The sequence below is a fragment of the Yoonia maritima genome (assembly GCF_043641945.1).
Lineage (GTDB): Bacteria > Pseudomonadota > Alphaproteobacteria > Rhodobacterales > Rhodobacteraceae > Yoonia > Yoonia maritima_B.
The window spans coordinates 371,729-391,494 of record NZ_JBHZRX010000004.1 but is presented as its reverse complement, the minus strand read 5'-3'; the positions used below and the strand labels follow the sequence as shown (position 1 = coordinate 391,494).

General features: G+C 53.4%; 20 protein-coding genes. 18 read left to right on the top strand and 2 right to left on the bottom strand.

The genetic code is table 11. The features are described from left to right. The first annotated feature begins 3 nt into the window (after positions 1–3). The 18 genes from def (ACHUEV_RS11490) (at position 4) to ACHUEV_RS11405 (ending at position 16,348) form a co-directional block, all read left to right on the top strand. Positions 4–465, top strand: a complete 462-nt coding sequence (gene def / locus ACHUEV_RS11490; RefSeq protein ID WP_394179956.1) for a peptide deformylase — start codon at positions 4–6, stop codon at positions 463–465. Continuing rightward, positions 462–962, top strand: coding sequence for a peptide deformylase (gene def, locus ACHUEV_RS11485; protein WP_394179954.1), 501 nt, complete (start codon positions 462–464; stop codon positions 960–962). Before def (ACHUEV_RS11490) ends, def (ACHUEV_RS11485) begins: the two co-directional genes overlap by 4 nt. Before the next feature lie 72 nt (positions 963–1,034). Then, the gene (gene fmt, locus ACHUEV_RS11480) at positions 1,035–1,934 is read left to right on the top strand and encodes a methionyl-tRNA formyltransferase (RefSeq protein ID WP_394179952.1); all 900 of its coding nucleotides are present in this window, start codon (positions 1,035–1,037) and stop codon (positions 1,932–1,934) included. Positions 1,935–2,002: 68 nt separating this feature from the next. Then, positions 2,003–2,812, top strand: a complete 810-nt coding sequence (locus ACHUEV_RS11475) for an aldo/keto reductase (protein ID WP_394179950.1) — start codon at positions 2,003–2,005, stop codon at positions 2,810–2,812. Then, a complete protein-coding gene (locus ACHUEV_RS11470; protein WP_394179948.1) occupies positions 2,809–3,237 on the top strand; it encodes a VOC family protein in 429 nt (142 codons plus the stop codon). Before ACHUEV_RS11475 ends, ACHUEV_RS11470 begins: the two co-directional genes overlap by 4 nt. Before the next feature lie 107 nt (positions 3,238–3,344). Next, on the top strand, positions 3,345–4,376 hold the full coding sequence (locus tag ACHUEV_RS11465; protein WP_394180191.1) for a DUF4240 domain-containing protein: 1,032 nt from the start codon (positions 3,345–3,347) through the stop codon (positions 4,374–4,376). A gap of 222 nt (positions 4,377–4,598) precedes the next feature. Next, on the top strand, positions 4,599–5,804 hold the full coding sequence (locus ACHUEV_RS11460; RefSeq protein WP_394179946.1) for an aminopeptidase P family protein: 1,206 nt from the start codon (positions 4,599–4,601) through the stop codon (positions 5,802–5,804). Between the two features lie 176 nt (positions 5,805–5,980). Further along, positions 5,981–7,657, top strand: coding sequence for a Hint domain-containing protein (locus ACHUEV_RS11455; RefSeq protein WP_394179944.1), 1,677 nt, complete (start codon positions 5,981–5,983; stop codon positions 7,655–7,657). A gap of 133 nt (positions 7,658–7,790) precedes the next feature. Next, on the top strand, positions 7,791–8,582 hold the full coding sequence (locus tag ACHUEV_RS11450) for a L,D-transpeptidase (RefSeq protein WP_394179942.1): 792 nt from the start codon (positions 7,791–7,793) through the stop codon (positions 8,580–8,582). Positions 8,583–8,712: 130 nt separating this feature from the next. Further along, complete coding sequence (locus ACHUEV_RS11445; protein ID WP_394179940.1) at positions 8,713–9,792, top strand: coiled-coil domain-containing protein; 1,080 nt, start codon at positions 8,713–8,715, stop codon at positions 9,790–9,792. 99 nt (positions 9,793–9,891) lie between these two features. Further along, positions 9,892–10,176 (top strand): hypothetical protein, encoded by a 285-nt coding sequence (locus ACHUEV_RS11440; RefSeq protein ID WP_394179938.1) that lies wholly within the window; start codon positions 9,892–9,894, stop codon positions 10,174–10,176. After that, positions 10,154–11,284, top strand: coding sequence for a hypothetical protein (locus ACHUEV_RS11435; RefSeq protein WP_394179936.1), 1,131 nt, complete (start codon positions 10,154–10,156; stop codon positions 11,282–11,284). Before ACHUEV_RS11440 ends, ACHUEV_RS11435 begins: the two co-directional genes overlap by 23 nt. A 74-nt stretch (positions 11,285–11,358) precedes the next feature. After that, positions 11,359–13,299: an AAA family ATPase gene (locus ACHUEV_RS11430; RefSeq protein WP_394179934.1), complete on the top strand. Its 1,941-nt coding sequence runs from the start codon at positions 11,359–11,361 to the stop codon at positions 13,297–13,299. Further along, the gene (locus tag ACHUEV_RS11425; RefSeq protein WP_394179932.1) at positions 13,296–13,673 is read left to right on the top strand and encodes a hypothetical protein; all 378 of its coding nucleotides are present in this window, start codon (positions 13,296–13,298) and stop codon (positions 13,671–13,673) included. Before ACHUEV_RS11430 ends, ACHUEV_RS11425 begins: the two co-directional genes overlap by 4 nt. After that, on the top strand, positions 13,666–14,010 hold the full coding sequence (locus tag ACHUEV_RS11420) for a hypothetical protein (protein ID WP_394179930.1): 345 nt from the start codon (positions 13,666–13,668) through the stop codon (positions 14,008–14,010). The genes ACHUEV_RS11425 and ACHUEV_RS11420 overlap by 8 nt, the downstream gene beginning before the upstream one ends. A 22-nt stretch (positions 14,011–14,032) precedes the next feature. Next, on the top strand, positions 14,033–15,382 hold the full coding sequence (locus tag ACHUEV_RS11415; RefSeq protein ID WP_394179928.1) for a DUF6638 family protein: 1,350 nt from the start codon (positions 14,033–14,035) through the stop codon (positions 15,380–15,382). Then, positions 15,382–15,657, top strand: a complete 276-nt coding sequence (locus tag ACHUEV_RS11410) for a hypothetical protein (RefSeq protein ID WP_394179926.1) — start codon at positions 15,382–15,384, stop codon at positions 15,655–15,657. Before ACHUEV_RS11415 ends, ACHUEV_RS11410 begins: the two co-directional genes overlap by 1 nt. A gap of 10 nt (positions 15,658–15,667) precedes the next feature. Further along, a complete protein-coding gene (locus ACHUEV_RS11405; protein WP_394179924.1) occupies positions 15,668–16,348 on the top strand; it encodes a DUF1523 family protein in 681 nt (226 codons plus the stop codon). A gap of 57 nt (positions 16,349–16,405) precedes the next feature. Here ACHUEV_RS11405 and ACHUEV_RS11400 read toward each other — a convergent pair whose 3' ends face one another. Then, entirely contained in the window at positions 16,406–18,721 is a 2,316-nt protein-coding gene (locus ACHUEV_RS11400; RefSeq protein WP_394179922.1) for an aldehyde dehydrogenase family protein, read from the bottom strand. A 4-nt stretch (positions 18,722–18,725) separates the two neighbouring features. Next, positions 18,726–19,730: a deoxyribose-phosphate aldolase gene (deoC, locus tag ACHUEV_RS11395; RefSeq protein WP_106357864.1), complete on the bottom strand. Its 1,005-nt coding sequence runs from the start codon at positions 19,728–19,730 to the stop codon at positions 18,726–18,728. Between the last annotated feature and the right edge of the window lie 36 nt (positions 19,731–19,766).

Here is a 19,766-nt window from a genome sequence, read left to right as displayed (position 1 = left end):
GCGTTGGCCGTTCTGGACCTGCGTTTTGACGGCGATCCGGTGCTGCGCGAAGTTGCGACAGCGATCGACACCTTTGATGCAGCCTTGGCGCAATTGGCCGATGATATGCTGGAAACGATGTATGCCGCGCCCGGTCGTGGCTTGGCTGCCCCGCAGGTCGGGATTAGCCAACGGATTTTCGTGACAGATGTCACGTGGAAATATGCCGAGCCGACACCGCTTGTCTTCGTGAACCCGCAGATCACGTCACAGTCGGACGAAACGCAAACTGGGACCGAAGGTTGCCTGTCGATCCCTGACCGTAGCTTTGACGTGCCGCGCCCCGTCTGGGTCGAAATGCGCTGGCAGTCAGTAAATGGCGCCGTCCAAGCCGCGCGGTTTGACGGCATGCAGGCGATTTGTGCCTGTCACGAATTGGATCACCTGAACGGCATTTTAATCACCGATACTGGGATAGAACTATGATGCACCGCCCTTACGTGATGTGGCCGCACGAGGCATTGCGCACGAAGGCCGCGCCAGTGACCGCGATCACAGACGAAACCCGCGCCATCTGGGATGAGATGATCGTTGCGATGGATACGATGCCCGGCGTCGGGTTGGCGGCACCTCAGCTTGGTATCGGGTTGGCATTGGCGGTTGTTGATGCGTCCGAGGGGCGTGGACAGGCCGTGCGGATGGCGAACCCAGAAGTTCTTCACGCCAGTGTAGAGCCGCGCGTCCACGAAGAAGGGTCGCCAAATTTGCCGGGTGTTTGGGCAAAGGTGTCGCGTCCGCGTGCTGTGACTGTTCGGTTTTTGAACGAACAAGGCGTTCAGGAAGATCGCGATTTTGTTGGCCTTTGGGCAACCTCCGTCCAGCACCAGATTGACCATCTTGCGGGTAAGATGTTCTTTGATCACCTGACGAAAATGAAGCGCGATATGCTGATTAAAAAGGCGCGCAAGCTGAACCGAGGTTAGGGGGGGCGATCAAATTTAGCTAAATTTGATCTATGCCGTTGCGCGAAACTGAAAGTAAGAAAGAGGTTCAAGATGCGTGTCGTCTTTATGGGAACGCCCGATTTTTCGGTGCCAGTCTTGGATGCTTTGGTTGACGCAGGGCACGACGTCGTGGCCGTTTATTGCCAGCCCCCGCGCCCAGCGGGGCGCGGCAAAAAAGACCGCCCAAGTCCTGTCCAGCAACGTGCAGAGACATTGGGTCTGACTGTACGATACCCGGTTTCGTTAAAGGTGCCGGAGGCCCAACAAGAATTCGCAGCGCTAAATGCAGATATCGCGGTGGTCGTCGCATACGGTCTGATCTTGCCACAGGTCGTTCTGGATGCGCCTCGGCATGGTTGCCTGAACATTCACGCGTCTTTGCTTCCACGCTGGCGTGGTGCTGCGCCAATCCACCGTGCGATCATGGCGGGTGATGCACAGACTGGCGTTTGCATCATGCAGATGGAGGCCGGGTTGGATACAGGCCCCGTATTGTTGCGTGAGGCCTTTGACATCGGTGCCGAAGAAACTACCGGAGAGTTACATGATCGCTTGTCTGCGTTGGGTGCCGATCTGATCGTGCAAGCGCTGGACCGATTGGATCAGCTTTCACCGCAGGTTCAACCCGAGGACGGTGTGACCTATGCCGCCAAGATCGACAAAGCGGAAGCACGGGTGGATTGGACGCAGCCCGCTGAAGACGTCGACCGCCTAATCCGCGGCCTTTCGCCGTTTCCCGGCGCGTGGTGTGATGTTGCTGGCGAACGCGTTAAACTTCTCGCCAGCCGCACTGTCCCTAAAGACGCAGAACCCGGCACTGTTTTAGACGGCTTCATCATCGCTTGCGGGTCGGGCGCTGTTGAGATCACACGTGCGCAGCGGCAGGGCAAGAAAGCAATGTCAGCCGAGGACGTGCTGCGCGGTTTGGATTTAGGGACACGTTTGTCCTGACCTGATTTTCGGGACTTGGTTTACTTAACGTAATCGTTATAGTCCCCTTTGATAAGGGGAGGAAACGCATGAAAATCATACCGCTTTTGGGCTACGGCACGTGGAACAGGCCCGGTGATGCTGCATATGACGGTACGCTGTCTGCCTTGCGGGCCGGGTATCGCCATATTGATGGCGCAGAGGGTTACCAGAACGAAGAACACGTCGGTCGCGCAATTGCCGACTTTGGCCTGACACGTGATGAGCTGTGGGTGACCACCAAGGTCGCGCCCGAGAGCTTTGGCCCCGGTCAAATCCGTCCACATGTTGAAGCATCGCTAGAAAGACTGGGCGTTGGTCCGGTTGATTTGCTTCTGTTGCACTATCCTTCGATCAACGACGAATATGAAATCGAAGACTACATGGCGCAATTTGCGGCGGTCTATGAGGCAGGTTTGTGCCGTAACATCGGCGTATCGAACTTTACGAAGCGATACATGGATCGTGCGTTGGAATTACTGGGTGATCGTCCGATCCTTACTAACCAAGTCGAACTGCATGTATTCATGCAAAACAAACCCATCGTGGATTATTGCCGCGCTAAGGGCATTCCGCTAACCGCGTTTTCTCCGCTTGCGCGTGGTGCTGTTGTTGACGATCCTGTTCTGACGACAATTGGCCAAAACCATGGGGCGACAGCTAGTCAGGTCGCCTTGGCATGGCTGTTGTCCGAAGGGCACATCGTCATCCCTTCATCGGGTAATCCTGACCGCATTCGTGAAAATCTAGCCGCCGCTGATCTGCAACTAACGCCAGAAGAACTAAAACGGATCGAAGGCCTAGAACGCGGTATGCGGCTTGTGAATGGCCCGTGGTGCCCAGAGTGGGACATCGCATGAGCAAACCGCCATTTTCGTTGGTCGGTATTGACCACGTGGTGTTCATTGTTGACGACATGCCCAAAGCGCTGGCGTTTTATCAAGATGTGCTTGGCTGCGTTCCCGGCTATTCCTATCCCGCGATGGGAATGGAACAGGTTTGGGCGGGTGCCGCACTGATCGTGTTGTGGGATATGACCCATCCGGGGGCGGCCAGCGCAGTGCCGCCTGTAGCCGGCGGGCGGAACGTAGATCACGTGTGCATCGCTACCAGCCCTTTTGACCCCGATGACATGCGGTCGCATTTATCAGCGCACGGAGTCACGATCGACCGCGAAGCCCAACACGGAGGCGCGCGCGGTGTCGGGCATTCGTTCTACATCTTTGACCCATTCGGCAATAAGCTCGAGATGAAAGGGCCGGCGGAATATCCTGACGGCCGGTGAGTTGAGCTGATTGTAGCGTCATTGTGAGCGACTAGTGACAGGATTGCCTGCTGAGAATAGGCTCTCGAAGTTGATTTTATACTAATAAATTGGGGTTAGACTTGGCGATGGAAATACTTGATTATGAAACCTTTTGGAAGATCATTGACGATACGCGTGGGGCTGGCCGCGACGGTCAAGATGAACTTCTTCGGTTGGCGTTATTAAAGAAAACCCCCGAAATCATATCAATGTTTGCAGCTAGATACCAAGATGCTCTGGACCGCGCGTATCGTTGGGATTTGTGGGCCGCAGCATATATTATTAATGGTGGATGCTCGGATGATGGTTTTGATTACTTTTGTGATTGGCTAATTTCACGTGGGCGTGATGTTTTTGAGGCGGCAATTGCTGACCCAGAAAGCCTAGCAAATTTGGACGACTTGGAGGATGTCTTCTTTGAAGAGTTTAGATATGTCTCAAGTCTGGCTTATGAACAGTTGACTGGCGACGACCTAGCACTTCCAAAAAGCAAGAAGTGCAAGCCGGATGGTCAGAAATTTGATGAGAGAACAGTTGGTCAGCTTTTTCCTCGGCTTGTAGGCGAACAAACTGCTCAAACCGATGAGCTGCGGTCTTCTCAAGAGATCGAAATAGCATTTGACGGTGTGCTAGCGGAGTTGGTTGGCAAACGCTTGACGTCTATAGCCCCAGTTCTAACGCCGGGACCATTCCGCAAAACTGATGGAATAGCATTCTATTTTGCGCTTGGCCGTCCAAGATTAGAAGCAAAAGCCTGGACTGTTGAGTGTACCGATAGAGAAAACTTATCGACTCTGGAGCTAGCCAAGTCGGAAATGCGCGAAGCGAACCAGCCCTCAGGCGAAGAAACGATATCCAGCAAAAGAGCGAGAATTGTAGACGCGACACAAGAATTGTTTGCAGGCAAATCAGGTACTCGAATAACAGTTAAAACGGCGCAACATGTCGGCCAAGGAGATTTAAGAATAACACTCGAGAATACGCCTTTTTGTCGATCAATTGTGTTGCATGGATTTGACAACAGCGATGGTAATTCGAACTTGGCCGTCTTGGTGAAACAAGACGATGATTACTACTACCATAGCCCATGCGGTTTGGAGAGACGGCGTCCGAAATAGCATTCGATAGCACTACGACCGTAGGCGATAATTCCTTATTAAGCGGAAATGAGGACTCCTAGGTTTAAGTAGGTCATTCTTGTTGCTCTTCTAAGTAACCATCCAACTGATCAATATTGATTTGGGTGCGCCCGCAGCTTAGCATTTGAACAACAACGATGGCGTCGTTGTGATTCCATACATGATGTCCTGAACGCCGGGACCTTTTCACGAGGGTCTGACATGACTGCACGTCCGCAATTTTACCGTTTTCACCAAGGTGCCGAAGTCCTGCCATTTGCTGCTTCTGAATACGAAGCTCGGCTGGCTGGCCTGCGTCTTATTATGGCGCAACAGGGGCTTGATGCCGCTGTTTTCACTTCGATGCACAACATCGCCTATTATTCGGGGTTCTTATACTGCGCTTTTGGGCGGCCTTATGGGCTGGTTGTGACGCAGGCGGATTGCGTAACGATTAGTGCGGGGATTGATGCCGCGCAGCCTTGGCGGCGCTGTTATGGCGACAACATCACCTACACGGATTGGGAGCGTGACAATTACTGGCGTGCGATCGTCTCGGTGACGGGGCAGGGCCGGCATGTGGGGTATGAAGGTGATCACCTGACGCTGCTTCAGCATGAAAAGCTAAAGGCATTCATGGCCCCCACTGCAATGACTGACATTGCCCCGGCGACAATGCTACAACGGATGCATAAGTCGCAAGCAGAGCTGGACCTGATCCGCGCCGGTGCTGCTGTTGCTGATGTGGGTGGTTTTGCTATTCGAGATGCGATCAAACCCGGCACCCGTGAGATAGACGTCGCAATGGCAGGTCGTGACGCGATGGAGCTTGAGATCGCGAAGCGTTTCCCCGATGCAGAATACCGCGATACGTGGGTTTGGTTCCAATCGGGGATCAACACGGACGGCGCGCATAACCCCGTGACGAGTCGCGTGTTAGAGCAGGGTGATATTCTGTCCCTGAACACTTTTCCGATGATCAACGGGTATTACACAGCGCTCGAGCGGACACTGTTCGTAGGCGAGGTCGATGACGCGAGCCTTGCTATATGGGAAGCAAACATTGCTGCACACGAATACGGCATGTCGCTGTTGGTGCCGGGTGCAAAGTGTTCTGACGTAACAGCCAAGATCAACGCATTCTTTGAGGAACGTGATCTGCTGCAATACCGTACCTTTGGATATGGGCATTCATTTGGCGTGCTGTCGCACTACTACGGTCGCGAAGCAGGGCTCGAGCTGCGTGAAGACATCGACACCGTTCTTGAACCCGGCATGGTAATTTCGATGGAGCCCATGCTGACAATCGCCGAGGGACAGCCAGGTGCTGGCGGTTACCGAGAGCATGACATTTTGTTCGTCACCGAGCATGGGAATGAGGACATCACGCGCTATCCGTACGGACCAGAATTCAACGTGGTCGGGTAACTCGTTGGTTGGGCTACGTGTGAGGCGCGGGATATTATCGCGCTTCCTGAATTTGTCTAGGGTTTATTTGGTGATGAATGGCCCTTACGCTTTGAGTTGCCATAGGTTTATTGAGTAAGCTGTAACGAGCTTGTGTGTCGCATGTAGCCGCCGCAAAATGTACGAGGGCCGCCAATATGGCAGATAATGACAGCAGCAATCCGGCCACGGAACAAGATCAGACGATCACTGGAACCTCTAGTGCTGACCAGCTGACTGGCGGGCTTGGCTCTGATGTGATCAATGGCGGTGCTGGCGATGATGTTCTGCAGGGCGACGGTCCGGTTGGGAATGCCTGGCACTACGAGACATATGATCACGATTTTGGTTCGAGTTCTAATCAGGCATTTGATATTGGTAGCAATCCTGCCGAGCGGACGGCCTCTGGTTACGTTACCGACTTTGATGTCGAAGGGATAACCAACACTATCCGCAGTGCTGGAGGTAACCCGAACGACTTCGGCGTGATATATACGAATACAATTTCTGTGAATGTTGGGGGCTCGTATACATTTTCAACAAGCTCTGATGACGGTTCTACGCTCCAGATATTTGATTCAGCAGGTAATCCGGTCATTTGGGATAGCCAGTCGTCCCCGATAGGTGACAATAGTTACCTGAACAATGACTTTCACCAACCTGATACGACGCGTAGCGGTACTATTACGTTGGATCCTAACGAGACCTACACCATCCAAATCCGATACTGGGAGAATGGCGGTGGGAACGTCCTAGGCGCAACCGTCAGCGGTCCTGATACTGGAGGCGGATCTCAAAACCTATTGACGTCATCGATGCTCAATGGCGCCCCCGATCCTGACTATTCCACCACTGGTGTAGCCGCCGGCGTTGAGGGGAATGATGTCATCGATGGTGGTGCCGGCAACGATACGATTGACGGCGGTGGCGGCAACGACACCATCATCGGCGGGGCGGATAATGACACTTTGACCGGTGGCGAAGGTAACGATACGTTTGTTTACAGCGTCGGTGATGGCGATGACGTAATCACAGACTTTAACACTGGCACTGGTCAGGTGCTGGGTGACGGCGACCAAACCAACAACGACTTTCTCGATCTGTCGCCTTACTATACTGACATTAATGAGGCTCGTGCCGATCTGGAAGATGACGGCATTCTGAACCAATCTGTTGGTGATTTTAGCGACAATACATCGCTTGCTGGTGGGTCGATCACCCTTGTTGGTGCGGTAGCTGGCGATCTGCGGACGGATAACGTGAACCTTGCCTGCTTTGTGCGTGGCAGCAGGATTTCTACGACGCGTGGCGAAGTCGAGGTCGAAGACCTGCGAGCTGGCGACATGGTTCATACAGTGGATAACGGTGTGCAGCCTGTCTTGCACGTCGTTTCGCGCAAAGTGCCTGCGACCGGACGATTTGCACCGATCGTTATTTCAAAGGGGGCCTTGGGTAATGAACGTGACCTGCTGGTTTCTCCGCAGCACCGTATGCTCATGGCGGGCTGGCAGTCCGAAATCATGTTCGGCGAAGGCGAAGTCTTGGTCGCGGCGAAGCATTTGGTCAACGGTGACACGATTTACCAAAAATTCGGGACCGAAGTGGAATACTTCCACATCGTGTTTGAACGCCATGAGATCATTTATGCAGAGGGCGTTCCAAGCGAGAGCTTTCTTGTGTCTTCCGAAAGCGTGCAACAACAAGAACAAGAGACATACGACGAACTGGTCGCATTGTTCCCCGAGCTGGTTACATCGCCTGAGAAATTCAATAAATCAGCGCGCCGCACACTAAAACTGCACGAAGCCAGTCTTTTGAGCGCAACCAAACACTAGGTCAGTTTGTTATGCCCATGCCATTGCGTGATTGTCACGATTTGTAATGCATTCGCAGAAATCCGCTTGGTGGCTATTTTGCCTTGGCCGCATGCAGTGCTAAGAGGCCAAGATCGAAATTTTGGGTGAGTGTATGCAACCTTTGACAATTCTAACGCGTCGTAGCTTTGGCGCCATGATGCTGGCCAGTACCGCCGCGGCCTGTGCGCCACGCGTAACCGAAGAGGTCGCGCCGCCCGTCGTGGAAGACTTTGTTGATGGATACGGACCGATTGAAGATTCAGGTTACCGTCTGCCCGGCATTCCCTCGCAATACTTGCATGGCGTGAACCGCCGCGTATCCGGAATTTACAACGGCGAGCAAAGCGGTAATACGATCGACGTCGATCCATTCGCGAAGTTTTTGTACCACGTCCGCGAAGATGGCACGACGACCCGCTATCCGGTTGGAGTTGGCCGCGCTGGCAAATCTATCCGTGGAAGTGCGACAATCCGTATGAAACGAAAGTGGCCGGGCTGGACGCCGACCGCGAATATGCTGCGTACTGAACCGGAAGTGTATGGGGATTTGGCTGCTGGTATTCCAGGTGGTTTGCGTAGTCCGCTGGGCGCACGTGCATTGTATTTGTACCGTGGTTCGCGCGACACTTACTATCGCATCCACGGCACGAACGATTTGGAATCTATCGGGAATTCTGGTTCGGCTGGCTGTATTCGTATGTTCAATCAAGATGTCATTCATCTGTTTGATCAGATCGATACGCCGATGAAGGTCCATATCCGTGGACAAGAGGAATCTTTGCGCGTTGACCCCGAAAACTTTGAGCGCGGCATCGAGTTGCCTCCTAAAATTATCGACGCAGAAGAGCTGTTGGGGCCAGAAGCAGTAGCAATGGACCACCCGCCAGTTTTTGACGACGCTTAAGCGCTTTATTTTGCTGGTAGGTCTTGTAAGAATTCGCCCGAACGGGTGCGGTTTCGTATGCCGTGCGTTTGAAAAATACAGTGGCAGTCCCTACATGACTGTTAACACAGAATAAAAGAGGGATATTTTAATGGCCGATTTTCAGACCCAGATTCAGGAATCGCAAGAACAAGTTGCCGCTGCACAAAGCAAGATTTCAGAACTGACAAGCCGTATTGAAACGGCGCGGACAAAAATGGCCGAAGGCACTGACATCGCTGTCGATATTGAAAACGCCAGCCTTGATGAGGTGCACGCACATACAGACCTCATGAATGCAAACATCGCAGAGCTGATCATGGGCTTGGACGATGTGACATCCGCATTTTCCAAAGACTTTGATGAAATGCGATCAAAGACTGGCATGGAAACCTTTATCGGGATTTTCAGCAAGGCCAAGGCCGACAGCATGCGCCAGGAACGTATGCGCACGGCATCAATAGATGATAAATTGCAGGACTTGATCAGCAAATCTGACGTGATCATGAAACTGCTTGAAGGCCAGCTAGCTGTGCTGAATGAACAGAAAACCAGTGTCGAAAAGAACCTTGGTGGCACCTTGCAAGAACGCGAAGCGGTTGTTGGTGAGCTGGAAGCGATCCGCGCTGACATCTTGGCCGTTGATCCGCAGATCATCACGCTTGAAGGTAAAATTTCGGTTGAACAAGACGCCGCGGCGCGTACGAAACTGGAAACCGAATTGGCTGGCTTGAACGCCAGCTACAACGACATGGTTCAGCAAGAGCAAGTGAAACTAGCAAAATCCCAAACGCTAGAGCGTTATATCGAAAAGGGTAAAACCTGGATCGACAGTTTGCAGAACCAAGCGGCGACGCAGATGGTGCTGATCAACAAACTGCAAACAGACACTAAGCAGCGTGTTGTCCTGTACGACGCCCTATCCAAGTCTTTGAAAACCGCACAGCAGCAGGACGTCGCCCACAAGATCAACGAAATCGGTGTAAAAACCGACCAAGAGGCCCAAACCGCGATGGCCGCTATCGGTGCCGCGACCAACGCGCGCATGGCCGACATGATGGAAGCCCACGAAGACCACATGGTCTTTGCCCGCGAGATACTTGAGCAAAAAGCGAAAGCAGACGAACGCTTTGTGCGCCGCTTCCAACAGATCGTCGAAAAGCACGACAGCAATCAGTATGGGGCTGATTAGGGCCGCAGTTGCACAGAAAGTCTGCCAGTGAGGTTTAAAGATAAGATTCGTATCGCGACTAAGATAGGTTCAATAGCTCTGTTATCGGGGATTTTACTGTTGATCGCGACGTATTCAGCCGCTTCGGTTGGTTATATTCTGTTGGGTAAAACCTTCGCTATTATTGGCATGGTTACCCTTACGTTTGCTTTCGTGCTCTTGGTATTTGGTGTTGTTGGCCGTTCGGCGCATCGTTGGATGTGGTTTAACGTTCTACAGCGGTCGGCACTTGCGATGTATGGACGAACGCCGAGCGAGAGGTTTCTCCATAGTTTTGATAGCACTTTCTGGCGCTGGTGGCTTCATATTGATCTGGAAGGGCATGACCGCGATGGACTCCTCTAACCTCCAAGCCGATCATATGAAGCTCGAAGATACCCGCGTGACCCGTCGGTATTTTGGCAAGTTTCAACGGATCACGGGCTATCTAACCAAGGTCGCCGCGACGATGGAGGCTGAGGGGCGTTTCTCTCGGCGTGATATTGAGGCCTTGGCGCAATACCTTGTTGGTTTGAATTGGACCTTCACGGCGCTGGCCCACAAATACCATTTCTCGGGGCGGTTTGCCTATGCAGGCAAGCTGACCTTTGACCGGGTGGAAAGCGGCTTTCCTGTCTATCAAGAATTGCTTGAGATGGCGAATGACGCGCTTCAGGCCGAACGCCACCTTGGGTCGATGCCAAGTACGGATGATCTGAAAGACCAAATGGTACGGGTCATCCTAAGCGAACAGGAAATCCCGACGAAGCTGCAATATGCGCTGTCACAGCGGCTGTATTACGAAGAGCTTTTGCGCGGCGACCAGTTTTGGGCGCGTAACGATCCGCAGGCTGTTTGGGTCGAAAACAAGGCCGACCGCCGTGTGTTTCAAGTGCACTGGGCCGTTTATGATAGCCAGATCAATCTGCCAACGATCTATATCATGGATGTCGAAGATACCGGACGCACTGGCCTGCCCAAAGATGAACGCCGCTGGCCCGAAGCCCAAGCGCATCTGATGGCGCAGTCGGTTGCGGGGCTAAAGCTGCTGACGATCGCAAAGGGCTTTGACGAAGATTTCGACGACCTGCATCCAACGCGCCTGCGCCGGTTCCACATTGGTCCGATGTATAGCAACGCCTTTACTCGCCAATCGGGTCCACTACGCGAGGTTCTAGAGGCAGCGAATGCCCCTGTTGGCGAAGATTGGGCGCTTGTGTGGTCCGAAGAAGAGCTGGTCGCCGAACGTGTTGAGCATGTGAAGTCAGGCTGGTTCGGGTCGGTCGAACGTCAGATCTTTGCGCGCGATGTGTTCGAGCAGGGTGGTGCGAACTTGGGTGCGACCCGGTTAGAACGATCCCTTATTATGCCAGAGCGCCCCTATCAGGCGTTGGCTGAACGGAACCCGCGAGGATTTAGCGATATCCGCAAGTTTGTCGTCAGCGATAGCGGACGCGTGCTGAGCTATCGTTAGCGAGGAACAAATTTAGCTAAATTTGTTGGCCTCCGGCGGGAGTATTTTAAGCAAGATGAGTTGAAAGAAGAGATATGAGCCAGACAAGCGATCAAATGGAACTGCGTGAAGACGATATCCGCAAACACTATATGCCAGTGGCCGAGATGTTGATGCGTTTGGATCATAGCCCTCGTTTGGCGAAGGCGCGTTTGTCATTGGAAGCGCCCGAGAAGTCGCCGGATGTGGCAGCGACGCGGCGTCGGTTTCGTTCTACGACGCCGGGTTTACTTTCGCGCACATCGGCACCTTCTGGCGGCGTTCGCCTGCTTGATCGTCTTGCGGAAACGGACGACGATGATCCGCTGACTTCACCTGCGCAGGCGTCCGTGGCGCATGCGTTGCGCCGTGCGATGTCCATCGCTTTGGCCGTGGCAGAGGCTTACTCTGATCAGACGCCCTTGACCGAGTTGAAGCGTGTTAATCTTGAGGGGCGTATGCCATCAGAAAGGTCCGTTGAATTTGCAGAGTATCTGGCAGCCGAGAGTCTGATTACCCTGTATACATTTGCGAATGCCACGTCATTTTTGTTGGCGAGCCATGGCACAGAAACCAGCGTTGAAGTCGGGCCTGTCGATGAGGTTTTGACCGATAATGCCCCGTTAGCATTGCACGGTGCGATTTGGGAGCTGGATCAGAAACTAGGTCAATTTGCTAGGGACGAGGCCACTTTGATCGCGACTATGCTGGCATATTGCGAGCAGCTGATGGATCGCGTGGCGCAGCGTGCAAGCACGGCCCCGCATATGGTCGCGTTCAATAATTCCAGCTGGCATGTTGAGGCTGACGATTTCACCGTTCAGGGCTTTACGCCAGCCCGCAAGGCCAAGGGTTCTGCTCTGACCATGACCTTTAAGAAACCGAACGAGGTCGTCGGTAACCACATTGCCAAATATCAGGCGATGAAACTGGCCAAGATGGTCATGGCCTATGACTTTGATCGCAAGCTGAACCCGTTTGCGGAACTTGGTGGGTTTATCTTTACCTTTATGGGCGACGGTAAGCCGGGGACGGGTAAGACCACGCTTATCCAAATGATGGCTGGCTTGGTGAACGATTACTGTCAGGTCGCGGGCTATCCGTTCCGCTATCAGAACCTTTCGACCGACAATATTGACAGCTACCAGGGTAAATCGGGCCAGAACGCCAAAGCATTTATCAACAACGTGCTTGATCCGCATGTGATCGGCTTTGGCACGATTGATGACATTGACCAGCTTGCGGGGAAACGGGGGGACCGTCAGTCATCTGCTGGCCAGCTAGAGATCACCGCCGTGCTGATGGAAAGCTTTGCGGGTGCGAACACCGTTGTCCGCGGGAACTGTACGTTTGGCATGTTTTCAAACTATCCTGAAAACGTCGATGATGCGCTGCGTCAGCGCGCTGGCGCGCGTTTCTTGGTCGATGGTCCGCAAACGCGCGAAGACTATATCGACATTCTTTATTTGCTGATGGGCAAGAACCACGAGATCCCAGTCGGTGCGCATGAAGTGTTTAGCGCGCAAGAGATCAAAAAGGCAGTCGCCGCGTCGTTCGAAGGGCACTCGCGGCCCAAAGAGGTCGGCTTGCTGAATGTCTATGACCGTGTTTCGTCTGAGATTGGCACGCTTGATACGATTGCCAAAATGGGGACCTATCTGAAAGCGATTCAAGAGGCTGATCCGCGTTTTACTGGCCGCGCTATTAAGAACATCACTGACGCGGTGAAGGTCCGCGCGATGGACTTTGAACTGCCAGACGAATGGATGGAAAGTCCCGATCTGTTTATGTTCAAAGACTATGACACTAAGAAAGCCATGATTTCCGACCTGCGCGCGCCGATCACGGTCGACATGGTAATCCAAGAAATCAACCGCTACGCAGACAGTGAGTTCCGGTATGCAGATAAGTCCGACGAAGTCGCGATTGAAAACATGGTCCGCGATTTTGGTCGTCAAGAAGAAGCGAAGAAGCGGTATCTAGGGGGCAAAGGTTGAGCCATCAATCGGCACATGATGTCTATGTTGTGGCGGTGGGATCGCTTGCGTTAGGCGCAGTTGGCTGGTGGGCAACTGGCCGTTTAATCACGCAGAAACTGCATGTCCTTTTGGCGTTGCCGTTCGCAATGATTGGAGCTTTGCTCGTAACGCTTATTGCTTCGTTTCCGGTTGGTTTGGTGGCCGTTGGCTGGGACCATTTTGAACATTCTCCAACCTATTTGGGGGCGCTCGGATTTGTTGTAGAGCATGGTCTGGGAATGTCGTCCGGTGGTGTCGCTGCTATTTTGCTACGCGCCGTATGGATTATCGGCCGTTATGTTTGGGCACTGCTCAGCCCCAACTTCACGATAAAGGCTTCGCTGGATGGGTAGTTTTGTTTCTGACAGCTTATTTGTTCCGGCCGTGACGCTTGCGTTGCTCGCGTTTGGTGTGCCGCGTCTTATGTCAAAGCTGTTGCCTGAAGGCGTGAGACCACTACTGCTAAACGCGTTCCTGTCTACGATCGTCCTGTTTGTGATTTCAGCGACTTTTTTCGCTGTTCTCTACATATGGCAAGGGGTGCCATTCGCGGAAATGATGGTACCCGGCTGGTCTGCGAACATCGCATTCTTCGGGCGTCTCGGCCTAATCGCAGCAATTATATGGGCGCCCATTATGCTATTGTCTTTGGCTGGCTTACCCAAAAAATGGGTGAGCGAAACATGGTAGCGTTATCCAACGGAGTTGCAACATGCATCGACTAATCGAAAAAGGCCTGATGTTTGGCAATCTGATCCGGGTGGATAGTCCGGTGTTGGTTGAACGCTATAATCGTGCGCTTAAGCATCTTACTGGACGTAAAACGGTACAGGATGTGTTTCATATTGATATTTCTGGGTTCAGCCCCGAGTTGGGTGAAGAGTTTGGTGATGATCTCTATCTGAACCACGCGGGTGTGAACCGCCAGTTTATTCTACTGACGACAGAGCAGGCGACCGCACCGCTGTTGAATGCAAAGTTTTCGACTGCGCGTAGTATTCTCAAACAGTTTATCAACGAAAATAGATCAGAGTTGTTTGCCTTGACTGCGCGCGATGCCGTTGCGGGCGAATTGGTTAACTCTGTCTATTTGGCCGATAGTCCGGCGCGCCTTTTTGATATTCGTAAAGTCCGGATCGAGGCTGATACGACCAGCGGCACAGTGGCGATGGCTGATAAGCTGGGTAAGATGATCGATCGGTTTAAGTCTGAACAGGATGCGTGGTTCGATGATGTGTTGATCGCGGATATGATTGGCATGGCGAAAAAGACGGGCGATGTCGTGCGAAATCCAGTTCGGCTCAAGCAGATGGAATTCGATCAGGACAACTATTGGACAGATCTGTTTGGCGGCATGTATCTGTTTCGGGGTGTTGAACATCCTGCGGCGATTGTCGCGACCGATAAGGACGACTTTGACGACCTGCCTATTCGGTTTACCTTCGATCTTAGGGATCGTTCAGCCATTGCTAAGTTCCTAAGCATTAACGATCTGGTTGAACCCATTATCGACGCACGTGGTGTCGATGCCGCCGCGATTTTGCATCAAAAGATGGATTTCATCGTGATGGAGGTCGCCGCCGCGATGGGTGAAAACCTTGCTGGCGCGACCCGTCGCGACCTGCGCCGATTGGGCAGACAGTATGCGCAGAAACTGCCAGAGGCTTGGCAGGGGCTTGCCGCATTGTTGCGATGGGCCGAAGAAGACGGACCATGGCCCAAGATCACGTCAGAGCATCCGGCGTATTTCTATACGCTGCGCGCTAAGCCTCACGCGGATGCAGATTTGGTAAACATGTTGTTGGCTGAACTTACGCCGCTTGATATCAGGCAACTGTTCATTTGCCATAAAGAGGTGTTCTATCGCGCCTACGCCACATGGCCGGACGAAAAGCGGGCTTATGTCGTTGATTTCCTTGATCGTGAGTATCAGGTAGATAAGGCAGGAACCCGACAAGCGCTATATGGTCACGAGGCCCCGATGGAGGAGCCAAGGCCGCAAGCGCAACCTGATTTGATTACCCGCGTTGGCCCGTGGGGCGCGCTCGGTAGGAGGAGCTGATGGGATTTATTCGACTAATCGTGTTCGGCTTTGTCGGGCTAAGTGTGCTGTATCTGATGATCTCGGTCTATTCGCGGTCGGTCAGACGTGAGCGGCTAGAAAAAGAATTTGACGCCGATCACCCGGACAATGTTGATCAAGACGCGCGTGATGCCTATGTCGCTGAAGGAATTGCAGCCTATAACAGTTCGATCCGACCCAAATTGATCGGGCTGGTCTATGTCGTTCCTACCATCGCCATCGCCGCCATTATCTATATGATTAACGAGAACTAAAGGAATTCCCATGCACCGCATTAAGATAGCTTTTCGGGTTCTTGTATTCATGTTTGGCTGGGTCGTACTGCATTATGCACTGCCGCAGCACGATATTGTACGTGTTGTGAACACATACCAAGAACGCCAAGATCTGAACGATTGGACCCGCATTTTCTGGGCGCGTCCGGATGACCAGTCTGCCACGATCATCAATCGCGACGTTCAGTTCATACAGACGGTTAAAAAGAAAACCTACCTTCTGGGATTTTTGCCGCGCGATACAACCGAAGTTATGGTTTATCGTAATGAGGATACAGGATGGTCTTGGCCGTTCTATTTCAAGTTCGACACGGCATCGCTACAAACCGAGGCGGACGATTTGCGTTCGACCCCTGAACAACCGAAATGGGCAGTGGTGACCCATTACGGTTGGCGCAACGAATACTTCTCAGCTTTTCCCAACGCAGTCGCGATCCGTCCTGTTGATAGTCCGAACGTGACTATCATTCCTTGGTTCAACATCTTTTTCTTTGTCGCCCTTATGGCAGCCATTGCGTTTATACGTGCCATGTGGCGTCAGTTTCGTGAACGTACAGTTGATCCTATAATGGATAGCGCTGGTCATCGTGTGGACGAAGTTCAGGCAGATATCGCTGAGAGTAGAGGCCGTATCTCTCGATGGATCGGTACTTGGCGGTCAAAGAAATAAAACAAAAGGCCCCGAAAAGTCGGGGCCTTTTCTGTATGATGAATTGGCGAAGGTTCGTTACTCGCCGTATGGGATCCAGATGTTTTTGATCTCTGTCGCGGCCTGAAGATAGTCATGTGTTGCTGGATTTGTTGCCAATCCGTTGTTCACCCAAGTGCGTTTCAGGTTCTCCGCACTGGCCTTTTCTACCGCTCCGCTGACATCGCTGCTTGAGAAAGACCAGACCGCGTCCAAATCCATATGGCTAGCGAGCGTCGGTGCCAGTTCTGCGTGGTCGCCTGTGATGATGTTCACCACGCCCGCAGGAACGTCTGATGTTTCTAGCACTTGGTAGAAATCAGTCGCCGCCAGCGGGAATGCAGCGCTTGGGATAAGGACCGTGCGGTTGCCCATCGCGATTGCGGGTGCCATTGCGCTGATTAGCCCAGACAGTGGGGTATCGTCGCAGAGGATGCCGATGTTTCCGACCGGTTCTTTCATTGCTAACGCGACACCACGGATCGGTACGCCATGCGCCTGACCATCGTATTTGTCGGCCCATGCGGCGTAAGTGAACAGCGTTTGGATAGCTGTTTCGACCTCTGCCGCGCCGGATTTTCCACCAACAAGGGCGTCAATCCTTGCCGCAAATTCGGCACCCCGTGCCGACAGGTTTTCTGCGATGTAAAACAGGATTTGCGCCCGTAGGTGGCCAGTTGTCTTGGACCAACCTTTGGCTGCGTTACATGCCTCGACCGCGTTGCGGATGTCTTTGCGATTGCCAATGCCACTATGGCCCAGCAGCTTGCCTTTGGCGCTGTAGACAGGGCTTGAATAACCACCGTCGGGACGTGCTTGTTTGCCCCCGATATACAGTTTTGCTGTACGATCGAGAGGGTCCGCAGGCTGACCGTCAGTAGCTGCAAATGGCTTGGCTGGCTTGATTGGCTTCGCAGATGCCTTTGGTTTTGTGTAACCTGTCAGACCTTCCCAGCCACCTTCACGGCCAAAGCCGCTTTCGCGTACGCCACCAAAGCCAGCAGCAGCATCCATCATGTTGGTGCCATTGATCCAAACGATGCCCGCAGCCAGTTTAGGCGCGATATCGAGCGCAAGGTTGATGTTTTCCGACCAGACCGATGCGGCAAGGCCATAGCGCGTGTTGTTCGCGACTTCGACTGCCTCGGATGGCGTGCGGAATGTGGTTGCGGCCAGAACAGGGCCAAAGATCTCTTCCTGCATCAGTGTCGATGCGGACGACAGGCCAGTGATCAGTGTTGGGGGATAGAAACAGCCTTCGGGTGCTGCGACCTGATAGGTTTCGCCTTCTGTATTAGCGTTGACCATCTTGGTGATCTGGTCCAGCTGAACCGGGTCCACGATGGCTCCAACGTCGATACATTTGTCGAGCGGGTTGCCGATGCGCAGCCCATCCATCCGGGCTTTGAGTTTGGCATAGAATCGATCAGCAATGCCTTCTTGGACCAGCAGGCGCGATCCGGCGCAGCAGACTTGACCTTGATTGAACCAGATCGCGTCAACCAACCCTTCGACCGCGCTGTCGATGTCGGCATCATCGAATACGATGTAGGGGGATTTGCCGCCCAGTTCGAGAGAAAGCGCCTTGGTTGATCCGGCCGTTGCTTCGCGAATTTTGTGGCCAACTTCGGTGGATCCAGTGAATGCGATTTTATCGACATCAGCGTTGACCAGTGCTGCACCTGTTTCGCCGTCACCAGTCACAATGTTCACGACGCCCGGCGGTACGCCTGCCTCAGAACAGATTTCGGCAAAGACCATCGCGGTCAGCGATGTGTATTCTGCTGGTTTCAGAACGACCGTGTTCCCCATCGCCAGCGCAGGCGCAATTTTCCACGCAAGCATCAGCAGTGGAAAGTTCCATGGGATGATCTGACCGCAAACACCCAATGCCTCGCGGTCGGGCAGTTCCTCGTCCATCAATTGGGCAAAGCCCGCGTGGTGGTAAAAATGGCGGATCGCCAGAGGCACATCAATGTCGCGGCTTTCGCGGATCGGTTTGCCGTTGTCCAATGTCTCCATCACGGCCAGCAGACGGCTGTGTTTTTGCAAAAGGCGGGCAATTGCATAAAGGACACGCGCACGTTTATGGCCCGACTTGGCCCATGCAGGTTGCGCCTTGCGGGCGGCTTTGACAGCGGCTTCCACCTCGGCTGCGTTGCCTTTGGTTACGCCTGCCAGCTTTTCGCCTGTGGCTGGGTTGTTCGATGAGAAATCATCGCGCAACGCACCCCATTCGCCGTTGATGTAATGGCCCGCGATGCCGCCACGATCGGCGATCCACTGCAGCGCCTCTTTGCTACTTTCAGGGGCAGGGCCGTATTCCATGGTGTCGAAGATTTCTTTGATGGTCATGATCTTATCCGATCGCGTGACGCCAGGATGCCGAATAGGCGCCTGTGACGTGATGTTCGAGTTGCCGTTCGATGTCGCCCAGTAGGCTGGATGCGCCAAAGCGGAACAGGTCGGGTTGCAGCCAACGGTCGCCCAGTTCGTCTTTGATCATCGACAGATAGACCAACGCGTCTTTGGCTTTGGAGATACCGCCCGCGGGTTTGTATCCAACCTTAATCCCCGTACGTTCCTGATAGTCGCGGATCGCGCGGATCATGGTTAGCGTGACGGGCAAGGTGGCGTTGACGGGTTCTTTACCAGTGGACGTTTTGATGAAGTCAGCCCCGGCCATCATGCAGACTAGTGATGCGCGCGCGACGTTGCGCAGCGTGCCCAACTCGCCGGTGGCAAGGATTGCTTTGACGTGGGCGTCACCACAGGCCGCGCGCATTTCCTTCATTTCATCGTAAAGCGCCTGCCAATTGCCTGTCAGCACGTGGCGACGTGAAATCACGATGTCGATTTCTTCGGCACCCGCTTTGACGCTTTCGCCGATTTCAGCGATGCGCAGGTGGAACGGCGATAGGCCAGCAGGAAAACCAGTGGAAACAGCCGCCACGGGAATACCCGACCCTTGCAGGGCGTCTACGGCAGTTTCGACCATATCGTGATAGACGCAGACCGCACCTGTGGTCAGCCCGGTCATGCCAAGCTTTTCAAGGATATCTGCCCGCACAGGTTGGCGAGCCTTGGCGCATAGGCGTCGTACGCGCCCTTCGCTGTCGTCCCCTGAAAGGGTCGTTAGGTCGATCAGACTGATCGCTTTACATAGCCAAGCGGCTTGGTAATCTTTTTTGACAGACCGCCGACCGGGCAGCGTTGCTGCGCGTCGTTCGATGGCCGATGTATTTGCTTGGACAGCCATCACCCAATCAAGGTCAAGTGGCATGCCGTCGTTACGCTGTTCTTGCACCTGCGGAAGCTGGTGCAAAGTGGTGGAGTGAGTAGTTTGCAAGGGGGCCTCCTGCATTGCCGGAACAGAGTGCCAGTTTGGCCAATGATTGGC